The sequence below is a fragment of the Marivita sp. S6314 genome, from assembly GCF_023015985.1.
Classification (GTDB): domain Bacteria; phylum Pseudomonadota; class Alphaproteobacteria; order Rhodobacterales; family Rhodobacteraceae; genus Marivita.
This window is the reverse complement of the sequence record NZ_JALKAO010000001.1, coordinates 586,972-607,095: the sequence shown is the minus strand read 5'-3', so window position 1 is coordinate 607,095 and position 20,124 is coordinate 586,972. Positions and strand designations below refer to the sequence as shown.

Sequence of the window (20,124 nt, the reverse complement as noted above, 5' to 3'; positions counted from 1 at the left end):
GGTGAAGCGTCGCTTGCCGTGCCTGCGTCTTCGGGCGTCAGTCGTCGGTATGGGTCAGTTTCGGCACGTCCGACGCCCCGGCAGACCCGCGCCCGGACAACGACGGGTTTTCCATAAAGAACCGGTGGCAGTTGAATGCAAACTCGCCATCCTCCCATGTCGCGCGCTCAAAGGCACCGCCGGGCTGCATGATCCAGCTTTGCGCCACATCGGCCAGATTCGCCGCCATGATCTGACTGACGATCTGCGCCTTGACGGTGGCGTTTTCGATCTCCACCAGCGTCTCCACCCGCCGGTTCAGGTTGCGCCCCATCCAGTCGGCGGACGACATGAACACCCGCGCCTTCTTGTGGGGCAACCCGTACCCGTTGCCAAAGCAGACGATCCGGGAATGTTCTAAAAACCGCCCGACAATCGACTTTACGCGGATGTTCTCGCTCAGCCCGGTCACACCGGGGCGCAAGCCGCAAATCCCGCGCACAACGCAATCAATCTGCACCCCGGCCTCGGACGCCGCGTAAAGCGCGTCGATCATATCGGGATCAATCAGCGAATTCATCTTCAGCCAGATCTGCGCCGGCTTGCCCGCCCGCGCGTGCTCGGCTTCGGCTTCAATCAGTTCCAGCATCTTGGGCTTCAGCGAATGCGGAGAGATCGATAGGTTCTCCAACCCGTCCGGCTGGGCATAGCCCGACAGGTAATTGAACACCTTGGTGGCATCCCGCCCCAGCGTTGCATCGCAGGTAAAGAAACTCAGATCGGTGTAAATGGTGGCGGTGATCGGGTGGTAATTGCCGGTGCCGAAATGCGTGTAAGTCACCAGCTTGTCCCCCTCGCGCCGCACCACGATGGAAATCTTGGCGTGGGTTTTCCAGTCCAGGAACCCGTAGACCACATGCGCGCCCGCGCGCTCCAACCGGCGCGACTGGCGGATATTGGCGGCCTCGTCGAACCGCGCCTTCAATTCGACCAACGCCGTCACCGACTTGCCGTCTTCCGCCGCTTCACACAGCGCCGCCACGATGGGCGACTGTTTCGATGTCCGGTACAGTGTCTGCTTGATCGCAACCACGTTGGGATCCCGCGCCGCCTGCGCCAGGAACCGGACCACCATGTCAAAGGTCTCGTAGGGGTGATGCAGCAGCATGTCCTTCTGCTTGATCGCGGCAAACATGTCGCCGTCGAAATCCTGCACCCGTTCGGGCACGCGTGGCGCGAAATTGGGCCACAGCAAATCGGGCCGTTCTTCCAGCACAAGTTCCCGAAGATCCGCCGCCCCCAGCATCCCGGTCAGCTCAATCACATCATCGTCGCGCACCCGCAATTCCCGCATCACGGTTTCCCGCAGCGTCTTCGGCGCGCCGGTGGAAATGGTCAGCCGCACAACTTCACCGCGACGCCGACGCTTCAGCGCCACCTCGAACTCGCGCACAAGGTCTTCGGCCTCTTCCTCGACCTCGATATCGCTGTCGCGCAGCACCCGGAACCCGAAATGGTCACGCAGCTTGTAGCCCGGAAACAGCCGGTCGAAATGCAGCAGCAGCACATCTTCCAGCATGATGAACCGATGTTCGCCGGGGGCCGAGGGCAGGGCCATGAACCGTTCGACCTGACCCGGAATGGGCAGCAAGGCCTGCAACGACGACTTGTCCTTGCGCCGCTCCAGTTGCAGTGCAAGGCAATAGCCGTTGTTGGCAATGAACGGGAACGGGTGCGCGGGGTCGATGGCCAGCGGCGACAGTACCGGGAACACGCGTTCCAGAAACGCCTCTGCAAGGTAGGTCTGGTCGTCCTCTGACAGACCATCGCGCCCCAGAACCGAGATATTCTCGGCCTCCATCTGTTCACGCAGGGTCGCCAGAACCTCCTGCTGCGATGCCATCAGCTTGCGCGCGTCCTCGTTGATCAGGACAAGCTGCTCGGCGGGCGTCAGCCCGTCTGCGGCCGGTGTCGTGTTGCCCGCCTGAGCCAGTTCGCGCAAACCCGCCACGCGGACGGTGTAAAATTCGTCCAGATTGGTGGCCGAAATCGACAGGAAGCGCAGACGCTCCAGCAACGGCACACGGGGGTTCTCGGCCTCTTCCAGCACCCGCCAGTTGAACCCCAGCCAGGACAGTTCCCGGTTCACGAAGCGGCCCGGTCCGGTCAGATCCAGATCGGGCAGGGCGGTCGGGTCGGGGCGGGGGGCATTCAGAAAGTCAGCGCTGTTCATGGGTGTCCCTTGGTGATGGCGCGTGACGGGCGGATGACACGGCGCGGTCAGGGGCTATTCTGGCGCAGTTTCTTCCCGGAATTCAAGCTCGGCCAGGGCTATGCGCGCAAGGTTGCGTGTCACACCCTTCGGGGTGCCCAAAGCGGCCCGGTCCAGATGCGCCACAACCTGTCCCGCCGCCTCAAACGACCGGGGCATCCAGCGCACCAGATAGGGGATGACATCAGCCATCGGCACGATCTGGCGATCCGAAAACAGCTTGGCGATCACCGCCGACAACAACAGGTCATCCGGCGGGCTCATCTTGGCAACGGTGGTGCCCACCATCCGGCTGGCCAGATCGGGCAGGTCAAGGTTCCAGACGCTGGGCGGGGTCGTTGCCGTCAATAGCAGGCTGTGCCCGTTTGCAAGCACCAGATTGTGAATATGAAACAACGCGTTTTCGGCGGCCGCATCGCCGGCCACACGCTCCACATCCTCGATGCAGACAGGGCCGTCGCACAAGGCCGGCACATCCGCCAGCGCAACATCGCGCGACGCGATCATCGTCCCGCCGCTTTCCGCGCACCACACATGCGACAGATGCGTCTTGCCCGACCCGTTGGGACCCACCAGAACCAGCTTGCCATTCGGCCAGTCCGGCCACGTGTCCACCAGCCCCAGCGCCACGGCATTGCTTTCCGTGACGTAGAAATCGCCCCGCCCCAGCGCGGGACGCGCCGGTATGTCAAACTTCATCTGTTGGGGCATTTATTCCGGGTCCTGATCACTCAATCCGCGATACAGGCGGCTGGAGATGTATTGCTGTGTTGCAAAGCGTGCGATCACGCCAATGGCTGCGGCCACTGGCACCGCGACCAGCATCCCGACAAAGCCGAACAGCGTGCCGAAAATCGACAGCGCAAGGATCAGCCACACCGGGTGCAGCCCCACCGACGATCCCACCAGTTTCGGCGTCAATACGTTGCCTTCGATCACCTGTCCCAACACGAACACACCGGCGACAAGACCGATCGACACCCAATCGCCCCAGAACTGGAACAGCGCCAGACCAATCGCCAACGCGCCACCGATCAACGCACCCAGATAGGGAATAAACGTCACCAGCCCCGCAACGAACCCGACAACCAGCCCGAACTGCAGCCCGATCGCCATCAGCGTCACCGCGTAATAGGTGCCCAGAATGATGCAGACCGTGCCCATCCCGCGAATGAAGCTTGCCAGCGTTTTGTCGATATCCGCCGCCAGTTTCCGGATGGTCGGCGCATGATCGCGCGGTAGTAGCTCATCAATCCGCGCCACCATCCGGTCCCAGTCCAGCAGCAGATACACCGCCACCACCGGGACAATCACAAACAGCATGACGATATTGATGATGCCCGCCGCCGAACTCAGCACGGTGTTCAACAACTCACCGCCGCGCGCCTGAATGGTTTCACCCACCGAAATCAGCGACTGGCGCAGCGGGCTTTCGGTATCCATGACCTCCGGGAACCGCTCGACCAGAAAATCGCGCAGATTGACAAACAAGGTTGGCGCGAATTCAAACAGCTCGACCGCCTGTCGGATCAGGGTCGGGATCACCAGCAGCAACATGACCACGAACGCCAGTATGCCCACAACGGTGATCACCGCCGTCGCGGCCACCCGGCTGAAGCCCATCCGTTCCAACCGGTCCGCAACCGGGTCCAGGAAATACGCAATCGCCCCGCCCAGAACGAAGGGCAACAGCACGTCGCCCAGAAACCACAGCAAGACCGCAAACACGACCGCCGCGATCCCCCAGTATTTCAGCTGTTCCCGCGCGGGAAGTGCCATACGCTCTGCCTCGTTGCCTTTGGTCCTACATCGCGTTTTGCGCCCAATCTTTCAAGCCCGCCCGCACGCGATGCGCAAAGATCGGGGCAGGGCACGCCGATCCCGCTCCGTGCAATCGGTTTTACGGCGTTGATGGCGCGCTGGCGTCCTCCGCAAGCGGCATCGTGACAAGCGCCACCACCTGCGATCCGTCCTGTGTCCGCGTGACCTCGGCCCCGATCTGGGCCGCGAATTGCTGGACCAGCCGTTGGCCAAGGCCCGAGGAATCGATATCAAGCGTCGCCTCCGCATCGCGGCAGTCCGTGTTGGTCACCCGCACGTGCAAGTCGCCGCCCTCCGCGATCTCCATCGCCAGCGTCACCGGGGCGTCGTCGCGCGGCGCGCCGTATTTGATCGCATTCGTCAGCAATTCGTTCATCATCAGGCTCAACGCGATGGCACTGTCGCTGTTCAGCGGAACCGCGCCGGAGGGGCGCGAAAAAATCATCGCCGCGTCCGACAGTTCCGCGCTTTTGCGCGTCGATTGCACAAGACGTTCGAACATCTCGACAAGATCAATCTTGGCAACCGAGTCATCAATCTGGATCGCCGCATGCACATCCGCCACCGCCCGCACGCGGGATTCCACCGCCCGCAGCGCATCGCGCGCGGCAATCGCCTCCGCTCCTTCCACGGCAGAAAGCTTGCTTGCCTGCAGCCGCAGCAGGGACAGCGCGATCTGAAGGCTGTTCTTGATGCGGTGATTGGCCTCGACCACCAGCGCCTCACGCGCCCGCACCGCCTGTTGCAGCGCGCGCCGCGATACCTCGATATCGGTCAGGTCAACAAAGGTGCCCACCAGCTTGGGTTTGCGATCAACCGGATCGGTCGCCATCTCACCCCGAATGCGCACGAACCGCTCGCCCCCGTCAGGCAGCATCACCCGGTAATCAAAAGACGCGATCTCGCCCTGCGGTGCCGCCAGAACGCGCGCCACTTCGGCATGCACCGCGTCGATATCCTCCTCATGGACCCGCTCGAAAAACGGGGCCGCATAGGCACCGGCCTCGTCCGGAGCAAATCCAAACATCTCGTCAATGAACTTGTGCCGCTCGAACAGGTCCGTTTCCGGATCATAGCTGAAATAGGCGACCGACGCGGTCGATGTGGCTGCCCGCCTGTGGCTCTGCGCCAGCCGCGCCGACAGTGTCGACTCGGTGACGTCGCTGGCGGTTTGCAGGATCGCAATGATCCGGCCGTCCTTGCGCACCGGCGCAAAATGCATCTGCCAGTGATGCTCAACATACACGCCGTGGTCATTCAGCAGATCAAACCGGGCGGTTCCAACCTCTTGCGGCTCTCCTGTGCGCATCACGGCGTCGGTCGCGGCTCGGATGAACCCCACCGCGTCAGACCCTTTGGCGTCCGCGCTGGGGGGAAAGGCCTCGAACAGGCCCTTGCCTTCAACGTCAGCCCCGACGGACCCCGACATGACCGCATGCGCCCTGTTGCGCCACACCAGGGTCAGCCTCTCATCCGGCAGGTAAAACAATGCAGCAAACGGCGCGGCGTCAAAGCCAAGCGCAAGCATATCATTCAGCGCATCGCCTTCCAGCGAGACGCGCGCGTCTTTGGTCGTCTCCACAGCCCGCTCCAAAACCGTTAGGACATCCAACGCTGGTGTATTTTCGCGGCCTTGTCCATCGAAACATGCCGTCAAAAGGCAGCTTTAGCGCAACCAGCATCCCTGCGAAACTTGCCACATGCCCGGCAAGTGACTAGCGTTTGCGCATTAGATCACGCGTATTCAGGTTATTTTATGCCCAAAACAGCTCTTCTCACCCCAATTGGAAATCCCGGAATACTCGCGGGTCCCGGCCATTCCGCGCTGGTGATCGGCACAAAAGTCTATTCCTTTGGCGACAATCTTGGATGGTACGTTGTGCCCGCCCAGGAATACATCACCGAAAACAACTGGCGTCCGGTTCTGGTCCAACACCTGAACGGAGACAAGGTCGATGGCGACAAGATGAAAGCCTATGTCAGTGGATCGGTTCAGGACGATGCCTGGTATGTCTGGAACGGGTTGTGCAGCCATCAGGCGGCCTACGCAATTGATGCGGCCACCGTCGACGAATTCGATCCCACAGGGTTCAATACACCCGATGCCGTCGCGGTTGAGGTGTCCCAGAAAGGGTACGAGACAGATCGCTATGTTGTCATGCCGACGCAGGCGTCCAACGGCGCGCAATACCGTCAGGCGCTGCGCCTGATGTACGAATACAAGGGATGCCCGCCGGGGATGCCCAAATTCTTCGACTGGGACGACTAAGCCCGCACGGCCTTGCTGGTCCCGGTGCAACCCGCTAGGACAGGCGAAAACACCGCAAGAGGTTCGCCATGCGCCTGTCCCGCTATTTCCTGCCCGTCCTCAAAGAAACGCCCGCAGAAGCCCAGATCGTCAGCCACCGGCTGATGCTGCGCGCCGGCATGATCAAGCAGGCCAGCGCCGGTATCTATTCCTGGCTGCCGATGGGCTACAAGGTTCTGAAAAACATCGAAAACATCGTGCACGAGGAACAGGTCCGCGCAGGCCACATCCCGATGCTGATGCCGACGCTGCAATCCGCCGACCTCTGGAAGGAATCCGGCCGCTACGATGCCTACGGTCCCGAAATGCTCCGCATCGAGGACCGCCACGGGCGCGATATGCTTTACGGCCCCACCAACGAAGAGCTGATCACCGACATCTTCCGCTCTCATGTCGGCAGCTACAAGGACCTGCCGCTGACGCTGTACCACATCCAGTGGAAATTCCGCGACGAAATCCGCCCGCGTTTCGGCGTGATGCGCGGCCGGGAGTTCCTGATGAAGGACGGCTACAACTTCGACCTGACCAAAGAGGACGCGCTGCACGCCTATAACCGCCATCTGGTCAGCTACCTGCGCACCTATGAACGCATGGGCCTGCAGGCAATCCCGATGCGTGCCGATTCAGGCCCCATTGGCGGCGACGACACGCATGAATTCCTCGTGCTGGCCGACACCGGCGAAAGCGAAGTGTTCTACGATGCCGAGATCACCGATCTCAAATTCGGCGACCGCGCCATCGACTATGACGACGTGGCCCAATGTCAGGCGGTGCTCGAAGAATTCACCTCGCGCTATGCCCGCACGGACGAAACCCATGACGAGGCCGAATTCGCCAAGGTGCCAGAGGCCCGCCGCCGCACCGCGCGCGGGATCGAAGTGGGGCAGATCTTCTACTTCGGGACCAAGTACTCCGACGCGATGGGCGCAAAGGTCGCCGATGCCGACGGCAACCGCGTGCCGGTTCACATGGGGTCCCACGGCATCGGCGTCAGCCGCCTCTTGGGCGCGATCATCGAGGCCAGCCATGACGACAACGGCATCATCTGGCCCGAAGGTGTCACCCCGTTCCATTGCGGGATCGTGAACCTCAAGCAGGGCGATGACGCCGCCGACGCCGCCTGTGACGCGCTCTACGCCAGTCTGACGGCACTTGGACTCGACCCGCTCTATGACGACCGCAACGAACGGGCAGGGGGCAAATTCGCCACGATGGACCTGATCGGCCTGCCATGGCGCATCACCGTGGGCCCGCGCGGGCTCAAGAACGGCGTGGTCGAACTGACCTCCCGCCGCACCGGGGAAAGCGAGGAATTGCCCCCCGAACAGGCCATCGCCAAGGTGGCCGCCATCTACGGTAAAGCCATCGCATGACCTGGCGCGCCGCGGCTCTCTCGTGTTGCATCGCAACCGGAGGCGCGGCGCAAACCGCAGGGGATGTGGCGCAGGCGGTTGAGGGCTGGCTGACGGATCAGAACGCACGCGGCGTTGTTGCGATCCAACCGCCCGACACCGATCTGACCGTGATCGACCTTGGCCTGCCTGCGGACGCCCCGGTTGAACTTGCCAGCCTCTCCAAGGCGATCACCGCCACCTGTATGGCGCAACTGGTGGACGGAACCACCGTGTCCAGGGGCGATCCGGTGTCGCGCCATGTGCCCGGCTTTGACAGCATCACGCTTGCCGATCTCATCACCCATCAAAGCGGCATCACGCAGGACGCAACCCAGATCTACATGAGCGCCTGGCTGGATGAACCCACGCACCGCGCCGCCGAAATTGTGGACAAGATGCGCGACCGCGGCGCGCCCACGGGACAGCCCGGTCAATACGCCTATTCCAACGACAATTACGCGCTGGTCGCCCGCGTGATCGAGGCCGTCTCCGACGCGCCCTACGAACAGACCTGCCGCCGCCTCGTGCTCGACCCGGCAGGGGTCACCGCAACACCGTCCCCGGTCAGCGGCGCGTTCCTGTCTTGGGGGGGCTGGTCCATGACCGTGGCAGATTACCTGACCTTCCACGCGCATTGGTTCGACACCCAAACCGACACCCTCACCGGACCGGCCGGGCCCTTCGGAGGCGGGGCCTATTACGGGCTTGGCATGCTGGCGCGTCCGATGCAGGGCGGGATCAACCACTGGCATTTCGGCGCGCTGTGCTTTCCGAAACACCTGAATGTCGGCAGCTACGCCGTTGCTTTCTTTAATGATTGGCGCGTTGTGGTGGCATATGATGCCTGCGTGGAATGGCCCGCCATGGCCGCGCTCGACAACGCCATCGCCACCGCGATCTTCTCACGATAAGGGCCGTTTGCATCCCTGCAAACGCAAGGATGCGTCACCGCATCCTCCCCACGTCAGGCCGCCGCAATCACTTCCGCCACGATCGTGTCGACCACGTCAGTCAGCAGGCTCTCATCCTCGCATTCCGCCATCACGCGGATCAAAGGCTCTGTCCCCGACTTGCGGATCAGCAACCGACCCGAACCGCTCAACCGCGATTCCGCATCTGCAATCGCCGCCTTGACTGATCCCGCGTCCAGTGGCGTGGCCCCGGTCTCGTAGCGGACATTCTTCAGCAGCTGCGGCACCGGCTCGAAACTCCGGGTCAACGCGCTGGCCGGTTGGCCGGTGCGGCACATCTCGGCCAGGAACTGCAACCCGGCCATCAACCCGTCGCCCGTTGTGGCGTAATCGGTCATCACGATATGCCCGGACTGCTCACCGCCCAGGTTCCATCCCCCCCGGCGCATCGCCTCGACCACGTAGCGATCGCCGACGCCGGTGCGCTCCAGCCGCAATCCGCGCCCGTCCAGAAACCGCTCCAGCCCAAGGTTGGACATCACCGTGGCCACCAACACACCGTCCCGCAATCGGTCTTCTTCGGCCCAGCGTGCCGCCATCAGCGCCATGATCTGATCGCCATCCGCCACCTGACCGGTTTCGTCGATCAGGATCACCCGATCCGCATCGCCATCCAGACAAATGCCCACATCCGCGCCATGCGCCACAACCGCCGCCGCCGCCAGTTGCGGATGGGTGGACCCACAGCCTTCGTTGATGTTGCGCCCGTCCGGTGACGTGCCCAACGGGATCACGTCAGCCCCCAGTTCCCAAAGCACTTCGGGTGCCGCCTTGTATGCGGCCCCGTTTGCACAATCGACCACAACCTTCAGCCCGTCCAGCCGCACTCCGGATGGAAAGGTGGATTTGACCCGCTCCTGATAGCGGAACCGCCCGTCATCGATCCGCTTGGCGCGCCCGATATTGTCGGCCTGCGCCGGAGGCACGCCGGTTTCGATCAGCGCTTCGATCTCGGCCTCATCCGCGTCCGACAGCTTGAACCCGTCGGGTCCGAAAAACTTGATCCCATTGTCCTGCGCCGGGTTGTGGCTGGCGGAAATCATGATTCCCAGATCCGCCCGCATCGACGGCGTCAGCAGCCCAACCGCCGGGGTCGGCACCGGGCCAAGCAGCAGCACGTTCATCCCGGTTTCGGTCAGCCCGGCGGTCAGCGCGTTTTCAAACATGTAGCCGGAAAGGCGTGTATCCTTTCCGATAACAACGCGATGTACCCCCTTGGAATCCCGTCTGAAATGCCGACCGACCGCAGCGCCGATCCGCAGCGCCATCTCGGCCGTCATCGGGTAGATGTTCGCGGTGCCACGAACCCCGTCAGTTCCAAACAGCTTTCGCACCATCAGGTCTCTCCAAACTCAATCGCACGCCACAGCGCGAACGCTTGGCGTGTTTCCGAAACGTCATGCACACGAAGAACTTGGACGCCTTGGCTTGCCGCATGCAAGGCAACCGCAACCGATCCCGGCACACGTGTGTCCGCGCTGCCAGCCCCCGACAGCGTCCCGATAAACCGCTTGCGCGACGCGCCCAGCAGCACCGGGCACCCCAGGGCATGAAACACCGCGATGTCGCGCAGCAGCGCAAGGTTATGGTCAAGTGTTTTGCCAAATCCGATGCCCGGATCGACAACAATTCGCGCGCGCGGCACACCCGCCGCGATCAACGCGTCAACCCGCGCTTTCAGGAAATCATACACGTCCAACCGCACGTCCTCATAGCGCGGCGCATCCTGCATGGTTTGCGGATCACCCTGCGCGTGCATCACGCAGACCGGTACCCCGTGCGCCGCAGCCAACGGGACCAACTCCGGGTCAAAGGTAAAGCCCGACACGTCATTGATCAGCCCCGCACCCGCGTCCAACGCCCGTGCCGCAACCGCCGCTTTGCGCGTATCAATCGACACCGGCTGGCCCAGTTGGGACACGATCTCGCGGATCGGGGCTTCGACGCGGCGGATTTCCTCGTCACTTTCCACGGGTGCCGCACCCGGACGTGTGCTTTCCCCGCCAACATCAAGGATCGACGCTCCGGCTTCCGTAAGGGCGCGGGCTTGCGCAACGGCAGCCGTGGGGTCCAGGTATCGCCCACCATCGGAAAAGCTGTCCGGCGTGACGTTCAGGATCCCCATCAGATGTGGGCGCGCCATATCGCAGCCCAGAATCGGCGCGCGCGCAGCGGTCAGCCGGTCAAGCACGTCCGCTGGTATCTCCGACGCCGCAATCCGCTCGGGCGCGCAGTCGCGCTGCAGCACCAAAGCTTCGGCAAACCGCAAACCGCCGCCGGCCAGCGGCAGCGCGTCTTTCGGGGCCAGCGTGGCCGGAACGGGCAGGGGGCGGTAGTACTGTGTCATGCGCCGTGCATGCAGCGCATGCGGTCGTTTGACAAGCGTCTAGAGCACGCTTTCGCCGATCTCGCGGACACGAAGCGACACATTTGAAACCTTTGGGGCTTCGGCCCCGAGAATCACCATATCCTGCGCGTCCATCTCGGCGGCAAACCACGCCGCCAGATCCACGCTGTCGGTCGGCGCGATATCCGGTCCGTCCACGGCATCCAGCACGATTTTCGCCGGGGCCCAGATACAGATCTGGCCGTTTTTCATCGCCCAATCCAGTTCCGTGCGGGTCGCCACAACCTTGAGCCGCGCATCCCGTGCCGCCAACGTCCAACCGTTCTGCTCTATCGCCAGCAGATCAATGCGGCGCTGCGCCATCGGGTGATCGACAGTCGGGCGTGCCCCCTCGGGCAACCCCACGCACAGAACAAGCGGCGCGGGCTCTGCCGACAACTGGTCCAGCCAGCCTTGCAGATGCTCAGACGCGATGGCGGCGTTGGACAGGTACACAACGCGCGGCTGTGGCCCGCTCTCGGGAGCATCTATGCCGCGCCGGGCCACATCCGCCACCGACCGCACAATCTCCACGCCAAGCGCCCCGTTGCCGCGATCCAGCTTCTCGATCCGCACAAAGCAGCGCACCGCCTGCGGCTCCTGCAGGATGCGGTCCGCGATCCGCTCGGCCAGCGTCTCCAGCAGGTTCAGACGTTCGGCGGCAAGCTCGGTTGCAATGGCTTCGGTGACCCGGTCATACGACAGGATGCGATCCACATCGTCGTCGATAGTGTCATTGATCGGAAGCACTTCAACGACGACATTAAAGCTCAGCCGCTGCGTCATGTCCCGTTCCAGCTGAAACGCGCCGATCTCGACCTCGACGATATGGTCGCGCAGGGAAATGCGATCCAGAGGATCATCTCCGGCTGTGGCCGCGGCCCGCTCTTCGGGATGGGCAAACGCGTGCTGGATGTCAGAGCTCATGGTCGCCCCCGTTGGTGCAATGGTGCCACCGGGCTATCAGAGGCCGATCAAAACGAAAATGCCGCGCCGTGACTTTTCGCAGTCACGCGCGGCATCTGTGGTCGAATTCCGACGGCGGGTCAGCTGTTGTTGCTGCTGACGCGCCAGGTGTGGCGATAAAACAGGTGCACACCGATGGACGCCGTCTTGGTATAGGTCCGCGACCAGCGCGGGCGCACGGCGGTTGTGTGGTAATGGGTGGCGCCATTGGTCAGGTTCATCGGCGCAACACCGTCAAGAATGGCCCGCGCCACCTTGCCGACGCGCTTCCAGGCGCGCGGTTCGTGGATGCGCTCGGGGATGCCATCACAGGTATAGGTAAACTGGCACTGGTACTTGCGCCCGGTGCCCTGGTTGATCACTGCGCACACGCTGTCCGGAAAGCGCCCGCTTTTGACGCGGTTCATGATCACTTCGGCCACGGCGAACTGTCCCTTGACGGTTTCGCCCCGCGCCTCGAAATACAGCGCTTCGGCCAGGCAGTTCCACTGCGCGCCGCCCGAGGCGGTCTTCTGGGCGTTCAGCCATGACGTATTATAGATCGCCGATCCCCGCGACACGGGTGTGACAAGCGATGTCAGATGCGACTGGCCAGCAGCGGCCAATCCCTTTTGTTCCTGTTGAAGAAGCGTTTGTGCCGCTTCCTTCGACCGGTCCGCAAAGCCCGGCGTCGCCAGGGCCGCTGCGGCCAGAATTAGTGCAAACAGTCTCATCATTCCGAGTGTTGATCTCGCAACGTTAGGGGAGGCGGCTGGTTGTCAGAAATTCGGCAGCACCGCACAATCGACGGGCCTGTTAGCGAATATTTAAGTTTTCCACAAGGTTACGGGCCATGCGTGACGCGCAAGGCCGTTGCCCATCCCGCAAATGCGGCGAAATCTGGGCCATATTATGCCGACGGATACTGCATCTTGTCGGTCAACGCTAATTGTGCGGCAGCCAGTCGCGCCACCGGAACACGGAACGGAGAGCAGCTGACATAGTCGAATCCGGCCTCCCGACAGAAGGCAATCGAATCAGCGTCCGCCGCATGTTCGCCACAGATTGATAAAACCACGTTCGGTCTGGCTGTGCGACCCCGAACAACACCCAATCGCAATAATTCTCCGACCCCTTCGGTATCGAGCATGTGAAACGGATCTTCCGTAAACACGCCCTGACGGACGTATTCCGACATGAACCGCCCGGCATCGTCGCGCGACAGGCCATAGGTCATCTGTGTCAGGTCATTGGTGCCGAAACTCAGGAACTGGGCATGCTCGGCAATGTCGCCCGCCCGCAGGCAGGCGCGGGGGGTCTCGACCATCACGCCCAGCCGGTACGAAAACGCAGCCCCCTTTTCGGCCCGCACGGCGGCGGCCACGGCCTCGACCCGCGCGCGCACCAGTTCCACCTCGCGCTTGGCCGACACCAAGGGCACCATGATCTCGGGCACGATCGTCACGCCTTCCTTGGCGGCCTCGACCGTCGCTTCAAAGATCGCGCGCGCCTGCATGTCGTAGATCTCGGGCACCGTGATCCCCAGCCGAACACCCCGCATGCCCAGCATCGGGTTATACTCCGACAGGCTTTCGATGCGGCGCGTCACATCGCTGACCGGCAGGTCGAGCGCCTCTGCCAGTTCGCGCTGCCCGGCACGGGTGGTGGGCAGAAATTCGTGCAACGGCGGGTCAAACAGCCGGATACAGACCGGCTGGCCCTGCATGATGCGGAACAATTCAAGGAAATCGGCCCGCTGCATCGGCAGCACCAGCTCCAACGCCGCCTGACGGTCTTTGACATCGCGGGCAAAGATCATTTCCCGCATCGGCGTCAGCCGTTCGGCCTCAAAGAACATATGTTCGGTCCGGCACAGCCCGATGCCCTGCGCGCGGAAATGCAGCGCAGTCTTCGCATCTGCCGGCGTGTCCGCATTGGCCCGCACACCGATATCGCGCTCGGCATCGGCCCAGGACATGAAGGTGCGGAAGGTGTCGTCCAGCGTGGCCTCGATCATCTCGACCGACCCGGCCAGAACCTGCCCACTGGTGCCGTCGATGGTGATTTCGTCGCCTTCCCGGAAGGTCCGCCCGTCCACAGACACGATGGACCGTCGTTTAGCCTGAAACCGCATATTCGCCGCCCCGACAACACAGGGCAGGCCAAGCCCGCGCCCGATCACCGCCGCGTGGCTGGTCATGCCACCGCGTTCGGTCAGAACCGCCGCAGCGGCGTGCATGCCGCGAATGTCCTCCGGGCTGGTTTCGCGCCGGATCAGAACACAGGCCTCGCCGCGCGCCGCCATCGCCTGCGCCGCTTCCGAGGTGAACACGATCTTGCCCGTCGCCGCGCCGGGGCTTGCGGCGATCCCGAACCCAAGGATATCGCGCGGGCTGTTTGCCGCGACCTGCCGGTGCAACAACTCCGACAGCGCCCGCGGCTCAATCCGCATCACTGCTTCCTGCTTCGAGATGATTCCGTCCTCGGCCAGCCGCACCACGATCTTCAAAGCGGCCCGTGCGCTGCGTTCAACCCGGACCCCGTCCAGAATGTGCAACGCGCCGTCTTCGATCGTAAACTCGATCTGCATTTCCTCGCGCAACCGCGCGCGCATCAGGGCCGCGTGCTCCTTCAGCGCGGCAAACGCCTCGGGTGCCAGTTCCTCTAGTGATGGCCCGCGCGGGTCTTTCTCAAGAAAGATCGACGCCGTGTCGCCATCCAGCGCTTCGCGCCCCTGGCTCTGGCTCAGGTAACGCCCGGTGATCTGCGGCAGGCCGGTCGACGGATTGACCAGCTGCAGCACGCCAGACCCGCATTCGCCACTGCCCAGCCCAAGTGCCATCTGCTGCACCACAAGGCCCAGCCCCGCGTCCACCGGGGCACCCTTGGCCTGACGCAACAACCGCGCCGTCGTGCCTTCCCAGGCCCGCGCCATGGACCGCAGGATTTCCGCCAGTTGCACCGCCGGGTCTTGCGGGAACGGCTCTTCGGCCTCGTCCTCGTAAACCGCCAGCGCCGCCTTCAGCGCCGCCGGGCCGGTGCCGTCAATGTCATCGAACATCTCGGCATCCAGCCTCGCCACATCCACGGCGTAGGTCTGGATGAACCGCAAATAGATATCGGTCGCGGCGGTTTCCCCGATCCGCGTGCACAGATCTGCATGTTTCTCGGCATTCATGCCGATGTTCAAAACCGCCCCGGGCCCACCCCAATCCGGGTCTTCCGACGACGGGCGCACACAGAGCAGCGCGTTTTCGTCAAATTCGCTTAAAACGTCCCGGACATCGGGCAGGTATCCCCCGGCCAGCGTGTGGACCGTGTCGAACGACAGCGCAACCGTGCGCGGCACCGGAAGATCCAGCCGCACAAGCCGCTGCAGGCACTTCGCCCGCCCGCCATGGGTCGGCGTTGTCATCGGCGATGTCGACGTGATCAGCGTGACATCTGGATTGTCTGGCCCCGGTTTCTGCACTGCCGCACCTCTTGAGATTGCGCGCAGCATACGAGTGCCGCGCGCCCTGACAAGAGGCGTTTACAGCGCAGCGTTCAGCCTTCGATCCGTGTCAGATCGGCCACCTTAAGGCAGACGCCGCGAATGCTGCTCAACAGGTTCAACCGGTTGCGCCGCAGCACCTCGCTCTCTGCATTGACCTGAACCGCCTCGAAGAACGCATCCACAGGCCCACGCAACGCCGCCATGGCCGCCATCGCGGTCGCGAAATCCTGCGCTTCCATGGCCGGGTTGATCCTGGCCTCTGCCTCGGCCAGTGCGGTGAACAAGGCGGTTTCGGTCGGGTCTTCGGCAAACTTGGGATCTGCGCCAAACGAATATTCCACGCCGTCCTTTTCCTCGGCCTGCGTCAGGATGTTGTTGGCCCGCTTGAACCCTTGCACAAGGTTCTCGCCATCCTCGGTCGACAGCACTTCCTGCAACGCCTTGGCGCGCGCCACCAGCAGGGCCAGATCGTCATTACCTTCCATCGCGATGCAGGCGTCGATCACATCATGGCGAATGCCCTGATCACGCAGGTAATTCTTCAACCGGTCATGGAAGAACGACAACAGGTCCACCGACACATCGGGCAGGGCGTCGTTCATCGCTTCCAGACCCGTGGTGTCTTCGCCGTTCCGCGCGTCTTTCAACGCCCGATACGCCGCGCCGAACACGCCATGCTTGGCAATCGCTTCGACCAGCGCGGTGACCTCATCGTTGCTCACCGCGTCAATCAACTCGCCCTTGTGGCGCACCAATTGCGCGTCGATGAACCGATCCAGCGACAGGTGCAGGTTGTTCTCCAAAACCAACCGGATCACCCCCAACGCCGCACGGCGCAGGGCAAAGGGGTCTTTCGACCCGGTCGGCTTTTCATCAATCGCCCAGAACCCGGTCAGCACATCAATCTTTTCCGCCAGCGCCACGGCCACGGACACAGGCGCTGTCGGAACGTCGTCCGACGGCCCCAAGGGGGAATAATGCTCTTCGCACGCCGCCGCCACCGCGTCGGGCAACCCTGCGGCAGTGCTGTAATACCGCCCCATAAGCCCCTGAAGTTCCGGGAATTCGTAAACCATCTCGGACGCCAGGTCGGCCTTCGCCACGCGCGCTGCCTCAGCAGACAAATCGACGTCTGCCCCCACCACGGGCGCAAGCTCCCGCGCCAGTTCCATGACACGATCAACCTTGTCCTTCACGCTGCCCAGCTTGTTGTGGAACGTCACCGCCTCAAGAGATGTCAGCCACGGCGCCATCTTCTCGCCCTTGGCCACGCGCAGATCGTTCTCCCAGAAGAACTTCGCATCCGCCAACCGCGCCGACAGCACCTTCTGGTTCCCCGCAAGGATCGTCGCGCCCTGATCCGCCGTGTCCCGGTTCGCCACGGTGATAAACCGCTCGATCCGGCCGGTTTTCGGATTGCGCACGGAAAAGAACTTCTGGTGCTCTTTCATCGAACTCTGCAGCACCTCCGGCGGCAGATCGAGGAAATCTTCCCCGATCTCTCCCATCAGCACCACGGGCCATTCCACCAGCCCGGCAACCTCGGCCAGAAGCCCCTTGTCCTCGACCACCTCAAGCCCGCTGGCAAAGGCCTGGTTGGTGGCATCCTGCCAGATCGCGTCGGCCCGTTCCGTGGCGTCCAGCACCACAAAGGCCCGCTTCAGCTTGGCCTCGTAATCGTCAAACCCCGTCACCTCGAACGCGCCCGGTGCCATGAACCGATGACCCTCGGTGCTGCGCCCCGACACGATCCCGTCAATCTCAAGCGGCACCACCTCCGACCCGTCTTCCCGCGTCAGTAGGCACAGGATACGGTGCAAAGGCCGCACCCAACGCAGGCTGCCCGCGCCCCAGCGCATGGATTTCGGCCACGGGAAATTGCGCACCGTGTCGTCCAGCACGTCGGCGACAATCTCGGCGGCCGGACGGCCCGGCTTCTCGATGATCGCAAAGAACACGCGGCCTTTCTTTTCGTCCCGTTCGATCAGATCCGCGCGCGCCACACCGGCACCTCGCAGGAACCCGTCAATCGCCTTCTCGGGCGCATCGACACGGGGGCCCTTGCGCTCTTCCTTGACGTCCGGCGACCGGTCGGTCAGCCCGTCCACCCGCAACACCAAGCGGCGCGGCGTCGCAAACGCGGCGGCCCCGGAATAGGTGAGGCCCGCCTCAACCAATCCGTTCGTGACCCGCGATTTCAGGTCATCCGCCGCCTTGGCCTGCATGCGGGCGGGGATCTCTTCGGAAAAAAGCTCGATCAATAGGTCGGGCATCAGCTGCCTCCGTTATCGCGTTCAGGGCAATCGTCGCCCAGCGGGCTGCCATCATAGGCCTTGTCGCCGCATTCATTGACTTCATGCCAGATAAACCCGCGCCCATCGTCGGTGATGGCGACCACGCGGTCGATCCCGAACTCCAGATTGCGAATGCTGGTAAACACATGCGCGCGCCCGCTGCGGATCGCGTCGCCGATCTCTTCGGCGTCAAAGCACGCGAACCACCCCGGCGCCTTGCGCGGCGACGCGCCGGAATAGGCCTCGTAGATGTCGAGCATCGACGACAACGGCGTCTGCGTCGTAAAGCACGCTCTGTATCTGATAGGTGAACTTTCCGCGTCAATTGCCTGAAAGTCCTCATAAAGAATGACTTCCCGTTCACCCTGAAGCGTCATGATCTGCACGTCATCCACACCCGTCGGCGTGACCTCGCGGTAAAACGCGTAGACCTGCAGATAGTACATCGCAATGCCCGCAATCAGCGCGCTGACCAGAAGGATGATGCCCAGTATCTTGCCCGTCATCTCTATTTCCAATCCATGTTGACGTTGGGATGCGTCATCTGTGCAGCCCGCGCGCGCAGCGCATCCGTGCGGGGCAAAAGCTCGGGAATGCGGCTCTCATGGGTCTCAACGAACAGATGCCCGATCCGGCCTGCGACCGGGTGGTCAAACAGCGCCTCCAGCAACGGCACCTCTGCGCCTTCGATGTCCATCTTGATCACCCCGATTTCGGCCTCAAGACCGTCGAGAAAGGCCGGGAAATCCACCACGTGCACATCAACGGCGGAAGACGTGTCAACATTGCGCTTTTCCGACATCAGCGACGAAGACTGCGATTGCTCCACCGGATCCGCTTCAAAACTGGCGGTGCGATACAACGGAAACGTCCCGTCCTCGGTCCCCGCCGCCGCTTCGATCACCTCGACATTGTCCAGATCCGCAACCGCCGCGCGCAGCTTGGCGGCCGTCCACGGGTCCGGCTCGAACGCATAGACCTTGCGCGCAGACGCCGCCATCGTGCGCGTGTGCTGGCCCAGATTGGCCCCCAGATCAATGCAGACCGTGTCCGCCGCCCCGTTCAACGCCTCCCGAAACGCCGCCTCTGCCGCGGGCGCAAAAAGCTTGCGCAGCTTGCGGCGATATTTCAGCCCGAGCGCTCCCGGCAGGTGCTGCATCAGGCCATATTTGGCCCGGCGCAGCGGCGTATTTCGGTTTGTTTGTGCCATCAGGCCGCGAACCCGCCCGCCTTGGTCTGCACAAACGCATCGGCACACATCTTGGCCAATGTCCGCACCCGCCCGATATAGGCCTGCCGCTCCGTGACAGAAATCACGCCGCGCGCATCCAGCAGGTTAAAGATATGGCTGGCCTTGATGCACTGGTCATAGGCCGGTTGCGCCATCACGATGCGACGGCCCGTCTTGGGGTCGTCCGCAGGCTGCTCCAGAATGCGCGCGCATTCGGCTTCGGCATCAATGAAGTGCTGCAACAACACGTCCGTGTCCGCCACGTCGAAATTCCAGCGCGCATATTGCGCCTCGGCCTCTTGGAACACATCGCCATAGGTCAGGGGGATCGGCGCGTCCGGGTCGTTGAACGGCATCGCGTTGCCATCATCATAGCCCAGAACATACATCGCCAACCGCTCAAGCCCGTAGGTCAGCTCGCCCGACACGGGATGGCAATCATGGCCACCAACCTGTTGAAAATACGTGAATTGCGACACTTCCATCCCGTCGCACCACACTTCCCAGCCAAGACCCCAGGCCCCCAGCGTCGGGCTTTCCCAGTCATCCTCGACAAAGCGGATATCGTGCAGCTCCATGTCGATCCCGATGGCGCGCAGCGATCCCAGATACAGCTCCTGCAGATCGGGCGGCGACGGTTTGATGATCACCTGGTACTGGTAGTAATGCTGCCACCGGTTCGGGCTGTCGCCATAGCGCCCATCGGTCGGACGGCGCGACGGCTGCACGTAAGCCGCAGACCACGGCGTCGATCCCAAAGACCGCAACGTGGTCGCCGGGTGGAACGTGCCAGCCCCCACTTCCATGTCATAGGGCTGCAGCACGGCACAGCCCTTGCCGGCCCAGTAGGACTGCAGTCGCAGGATGATCTCCTGAAAACTTTTTGGCTTCGTGACGGTCTGTTCCATGGCGATGGCACCCCGGTTTCCTGTTGGCGCCTGATTAGGCGCATGGGGCACGGGGGTCAATTGCACCAGAAGCCCTATTTTCGCGTTCCCGTTGCGGGACAATCTTGCTAGAGCATGGC

At 62.9% G+C, this 20,124-nt stretch carries 16 protein-coding genes; 3 read left to right on the top strand and 13 right to left on the bottom strand.

Features of this window, described 5'->3' with window-relative positions; genetic code table 11:
* Positions 1 to 37 precede the first annotated feature (37 nt).
* The 4 genes from MWU54_RS02985 to MWU54_RS02970 all read right to left on the bottom strand — a co-directional run bounded on the left by MWU54_RS02985 (position 38) and on the right by MWU54_RS02970 (position 5,654).
* Positions 38 to 2,212, bottom strand: coding sequence for an RNA degradosome polyphosphate kinase (locus tag MWU54_RS02985; protein ID WP_247080673.1), 2,175 nt, complete (start codon positions 2,210 to 2,212; stop codon positions 38 to 40).
* Between the two features lie 54 nt (positions 2,213 to 2,266).
* The gene (locus MWU54_RS02980) at positions 2,267 to 2,950 is read right to left on the bottom strand and encodes a chromosomal replication initiator DnaA (protein ID WP_348647594.1); all 684 of its coding nucleotides are present in this window, start codon (positions 2,948 to 2,950) and stop codon (positions 2,267 to 2,269) included.
* 12 nt (positions 2,951 to 2,962) lie between these two features.
* On the bottom strand, positions 2,963 to 4,030 hold the full coding sequence (locus tag MWU54_RS02975) for an AI-2E family transporter (protein ID WP_247080670.1): 1,068 nt from the start codon (positions 4,028 to 4,030) through the stop codon (positions 2,963 to 2,965).
* Positions 4,031 to 4,151: 121 nt separating this feature from the next.
* On the bottom strand, positions 4,152 to 5,654 hold the full coding sequence (locus MWU54_RS02970) for a histidine kinase dimerization/phosphoacceptor domain -containing protein (protein WP_247080669.1): 1,503 nt from the start codon (positions 5,652 to 5,654) through the stop codon (positions 4,152 to 4,154).
* 174 nt (positions 5,655 to 5,828) lie between these two features.
* Here MWU54_RS02970 and MWU54_RS02965 point away from each other — a divergent pair, with 174 nt between their 5' ends.
* The 3 genes from MWU54_RS02965 (at position 5,829) to MWU54_RS02955 (ending at position 8,685) form a co-directional block, all read left to right on the top strand.
* The gene (locus MWU54_RS02965) at positions 5,829 to 6,341 is read left to right on the top strand and encodes a hypothetical protein (RefSeq protein ID WP_247080662.1); all 513 of its coding nucleotides are present in this window, start codon (positions 5,829 to 5,831) and stop codon (positions 6,339 to 6,341) included.
* A gap of 68 nt (positions 6,342 to 6,409) precedes the next feature.
* A complete protein-coding gene (proS, locus tag MWU54_RS02960) occupies positions 6,410 to 7,753 on the top strand; it encodes a proline--tRNA ligase (protein WP_247080661.1) in 1,344 nt (447 codons plus the stop codon).
* The gene (locus MWU54_RS02955; protein WP_247080660.1) at positions 7,750 to 8,685 is read left to right on the top strand and encodes a serine hydrolase domain-containing protein; all 936 of its coding nucleotides are present in this window, start codon (positions 7,750 to 7,752) and stop codon (positions 8,683 to 8,685) included. The genes proS and MWU54_RS02955 overlap by 4 nt, the downstream gene beginning before the upstream one ends.
* Before the next feature lie 53 nt (positions 8,686 to 8,738).
* On the opposite strand, the gene glmM is transcribed toward MWU54_RS02955, so the two are convergent.
* From glmM to MWU54_RS02910, 9 genes are all read right to left on the bottom strand, one after another.
* Positions 8,739 to 10,082, bottom strand: a complete 1,344-nt coding sequence (glmM, locus tag MWU54_RS02950; RefSeq protein WP_247080659.1) for a phosphoglucosamine mutase — start codon at positions 10,080 to 10,082, stop codon at positions 8,739 to 8,741.
* Positions 10,082 to 11,092 (bottom strand): dihydropteroate synthase, encoded by a 1,011-nt coding sequence (gene folP / locus MWU54_RS02945; RefSeq protein ID WP_247080658.1) that lies wholly within the window; start codon positions 11,090 to 11,092, stop codon positions 10,082 to 10,084. The genes glmM and folP overlap by 1 nt, the downstream gene beginning before the upstream one ends.
* Before the next feature lie 39 nt (positions 11,093 to 11,131).
* Entirely contained in the window at positions 11,132 to 12,058 is a 927-nt protein-coding gene (locus tag MWU54_RS02940; RefSeq protein ID WP_247080657.1) for a dihydroneopterin aldolase, read from the bottom strand.
* Between the two features lie 119 nt (positions 12,059 to 12,177).
* Positions 12,178 to 12,813: a cell wall hydrolase gene (locus tag MWU54_RS02935; protein WP_247080656.1), complete on the bottom strand. Its 636-nt coding sequence runs from the start codon at positions 12,811 to 12,813 to the stop codon at positions 12,178 to 12,180.
* Between the two features lie 173 nt (positions 12,814 to 12,986).
* The gene (gene ppdK, locus MWU54_RS02930; protein WP_247080654.1) at positions 12,987 to 15,578 is read right to left on the bottom strand and encodes a pyruvate, phosphate dikinase; all 2,592 of its coding nucleotides are present in this window, start codon (positions 15,576 to 15,578) and stop codon (positions 12,987 to 12,989) included.
* Between the two features lie 44 nt (positions 15,579 to 15,622).
* Positions 15,623 to 17,845, bottom strand: a complete 2,223-nt coding sequence (glyS, locus tag MWU54_RS02925) for a glycine--tRNA ligase subunit beta (RefSeq protein WP_247080652.1) — start codon at positions 17,843 to 17,845, stop codon at positions 15,623 to 15,625.
* Positions 17,845 to 18,372 (bottom strand): DUF6446 family protein, encoded by a 528-nt coding sequence (locus MWU54_RS02920; protein WP_247080650.1) that lies wholly within the window; start codon positions 18,370 to 18,372, stop codon positions 17,845 to 17,847. Before MWU54_RS02920 ends, glyS begins: the two co-directional genes overlap by 1 nt.
* 2 nt (positions 18,373 to 18,374) lie before the next feature.
* Positions 18,375 to 19,076, bottom strand: coding sequence for an FkbM family methyltransferase (locus tag MWU54_RS02915; RefSeq protein ID WP_247080648.1), 702 nt, complete (start codon positions 19,074 to 19,076; stop codon positions 18,375 to 18,377).
* The gene (locus MWU54_RS02910; RefSeq protein ID WP_247080647.1) at positions 19,076 to 20,005 is read right to left on the bottom strand and encodes a glycine--tRNA ligase subunit alpha; all 930 of its coding nucleotides are present in this window, start codon (positions 20,003 to 20,005) and stop codon (positions 19,076 to 19,078) included. The genes MWU54_RS02915 and MWU54_RS02910 overlap by 1 nt, the downstream gene beginning before the upstream one ends.
* Between the last annotated feature and the right edge of the window lie 119 nt (positions 20,006 to 20,124).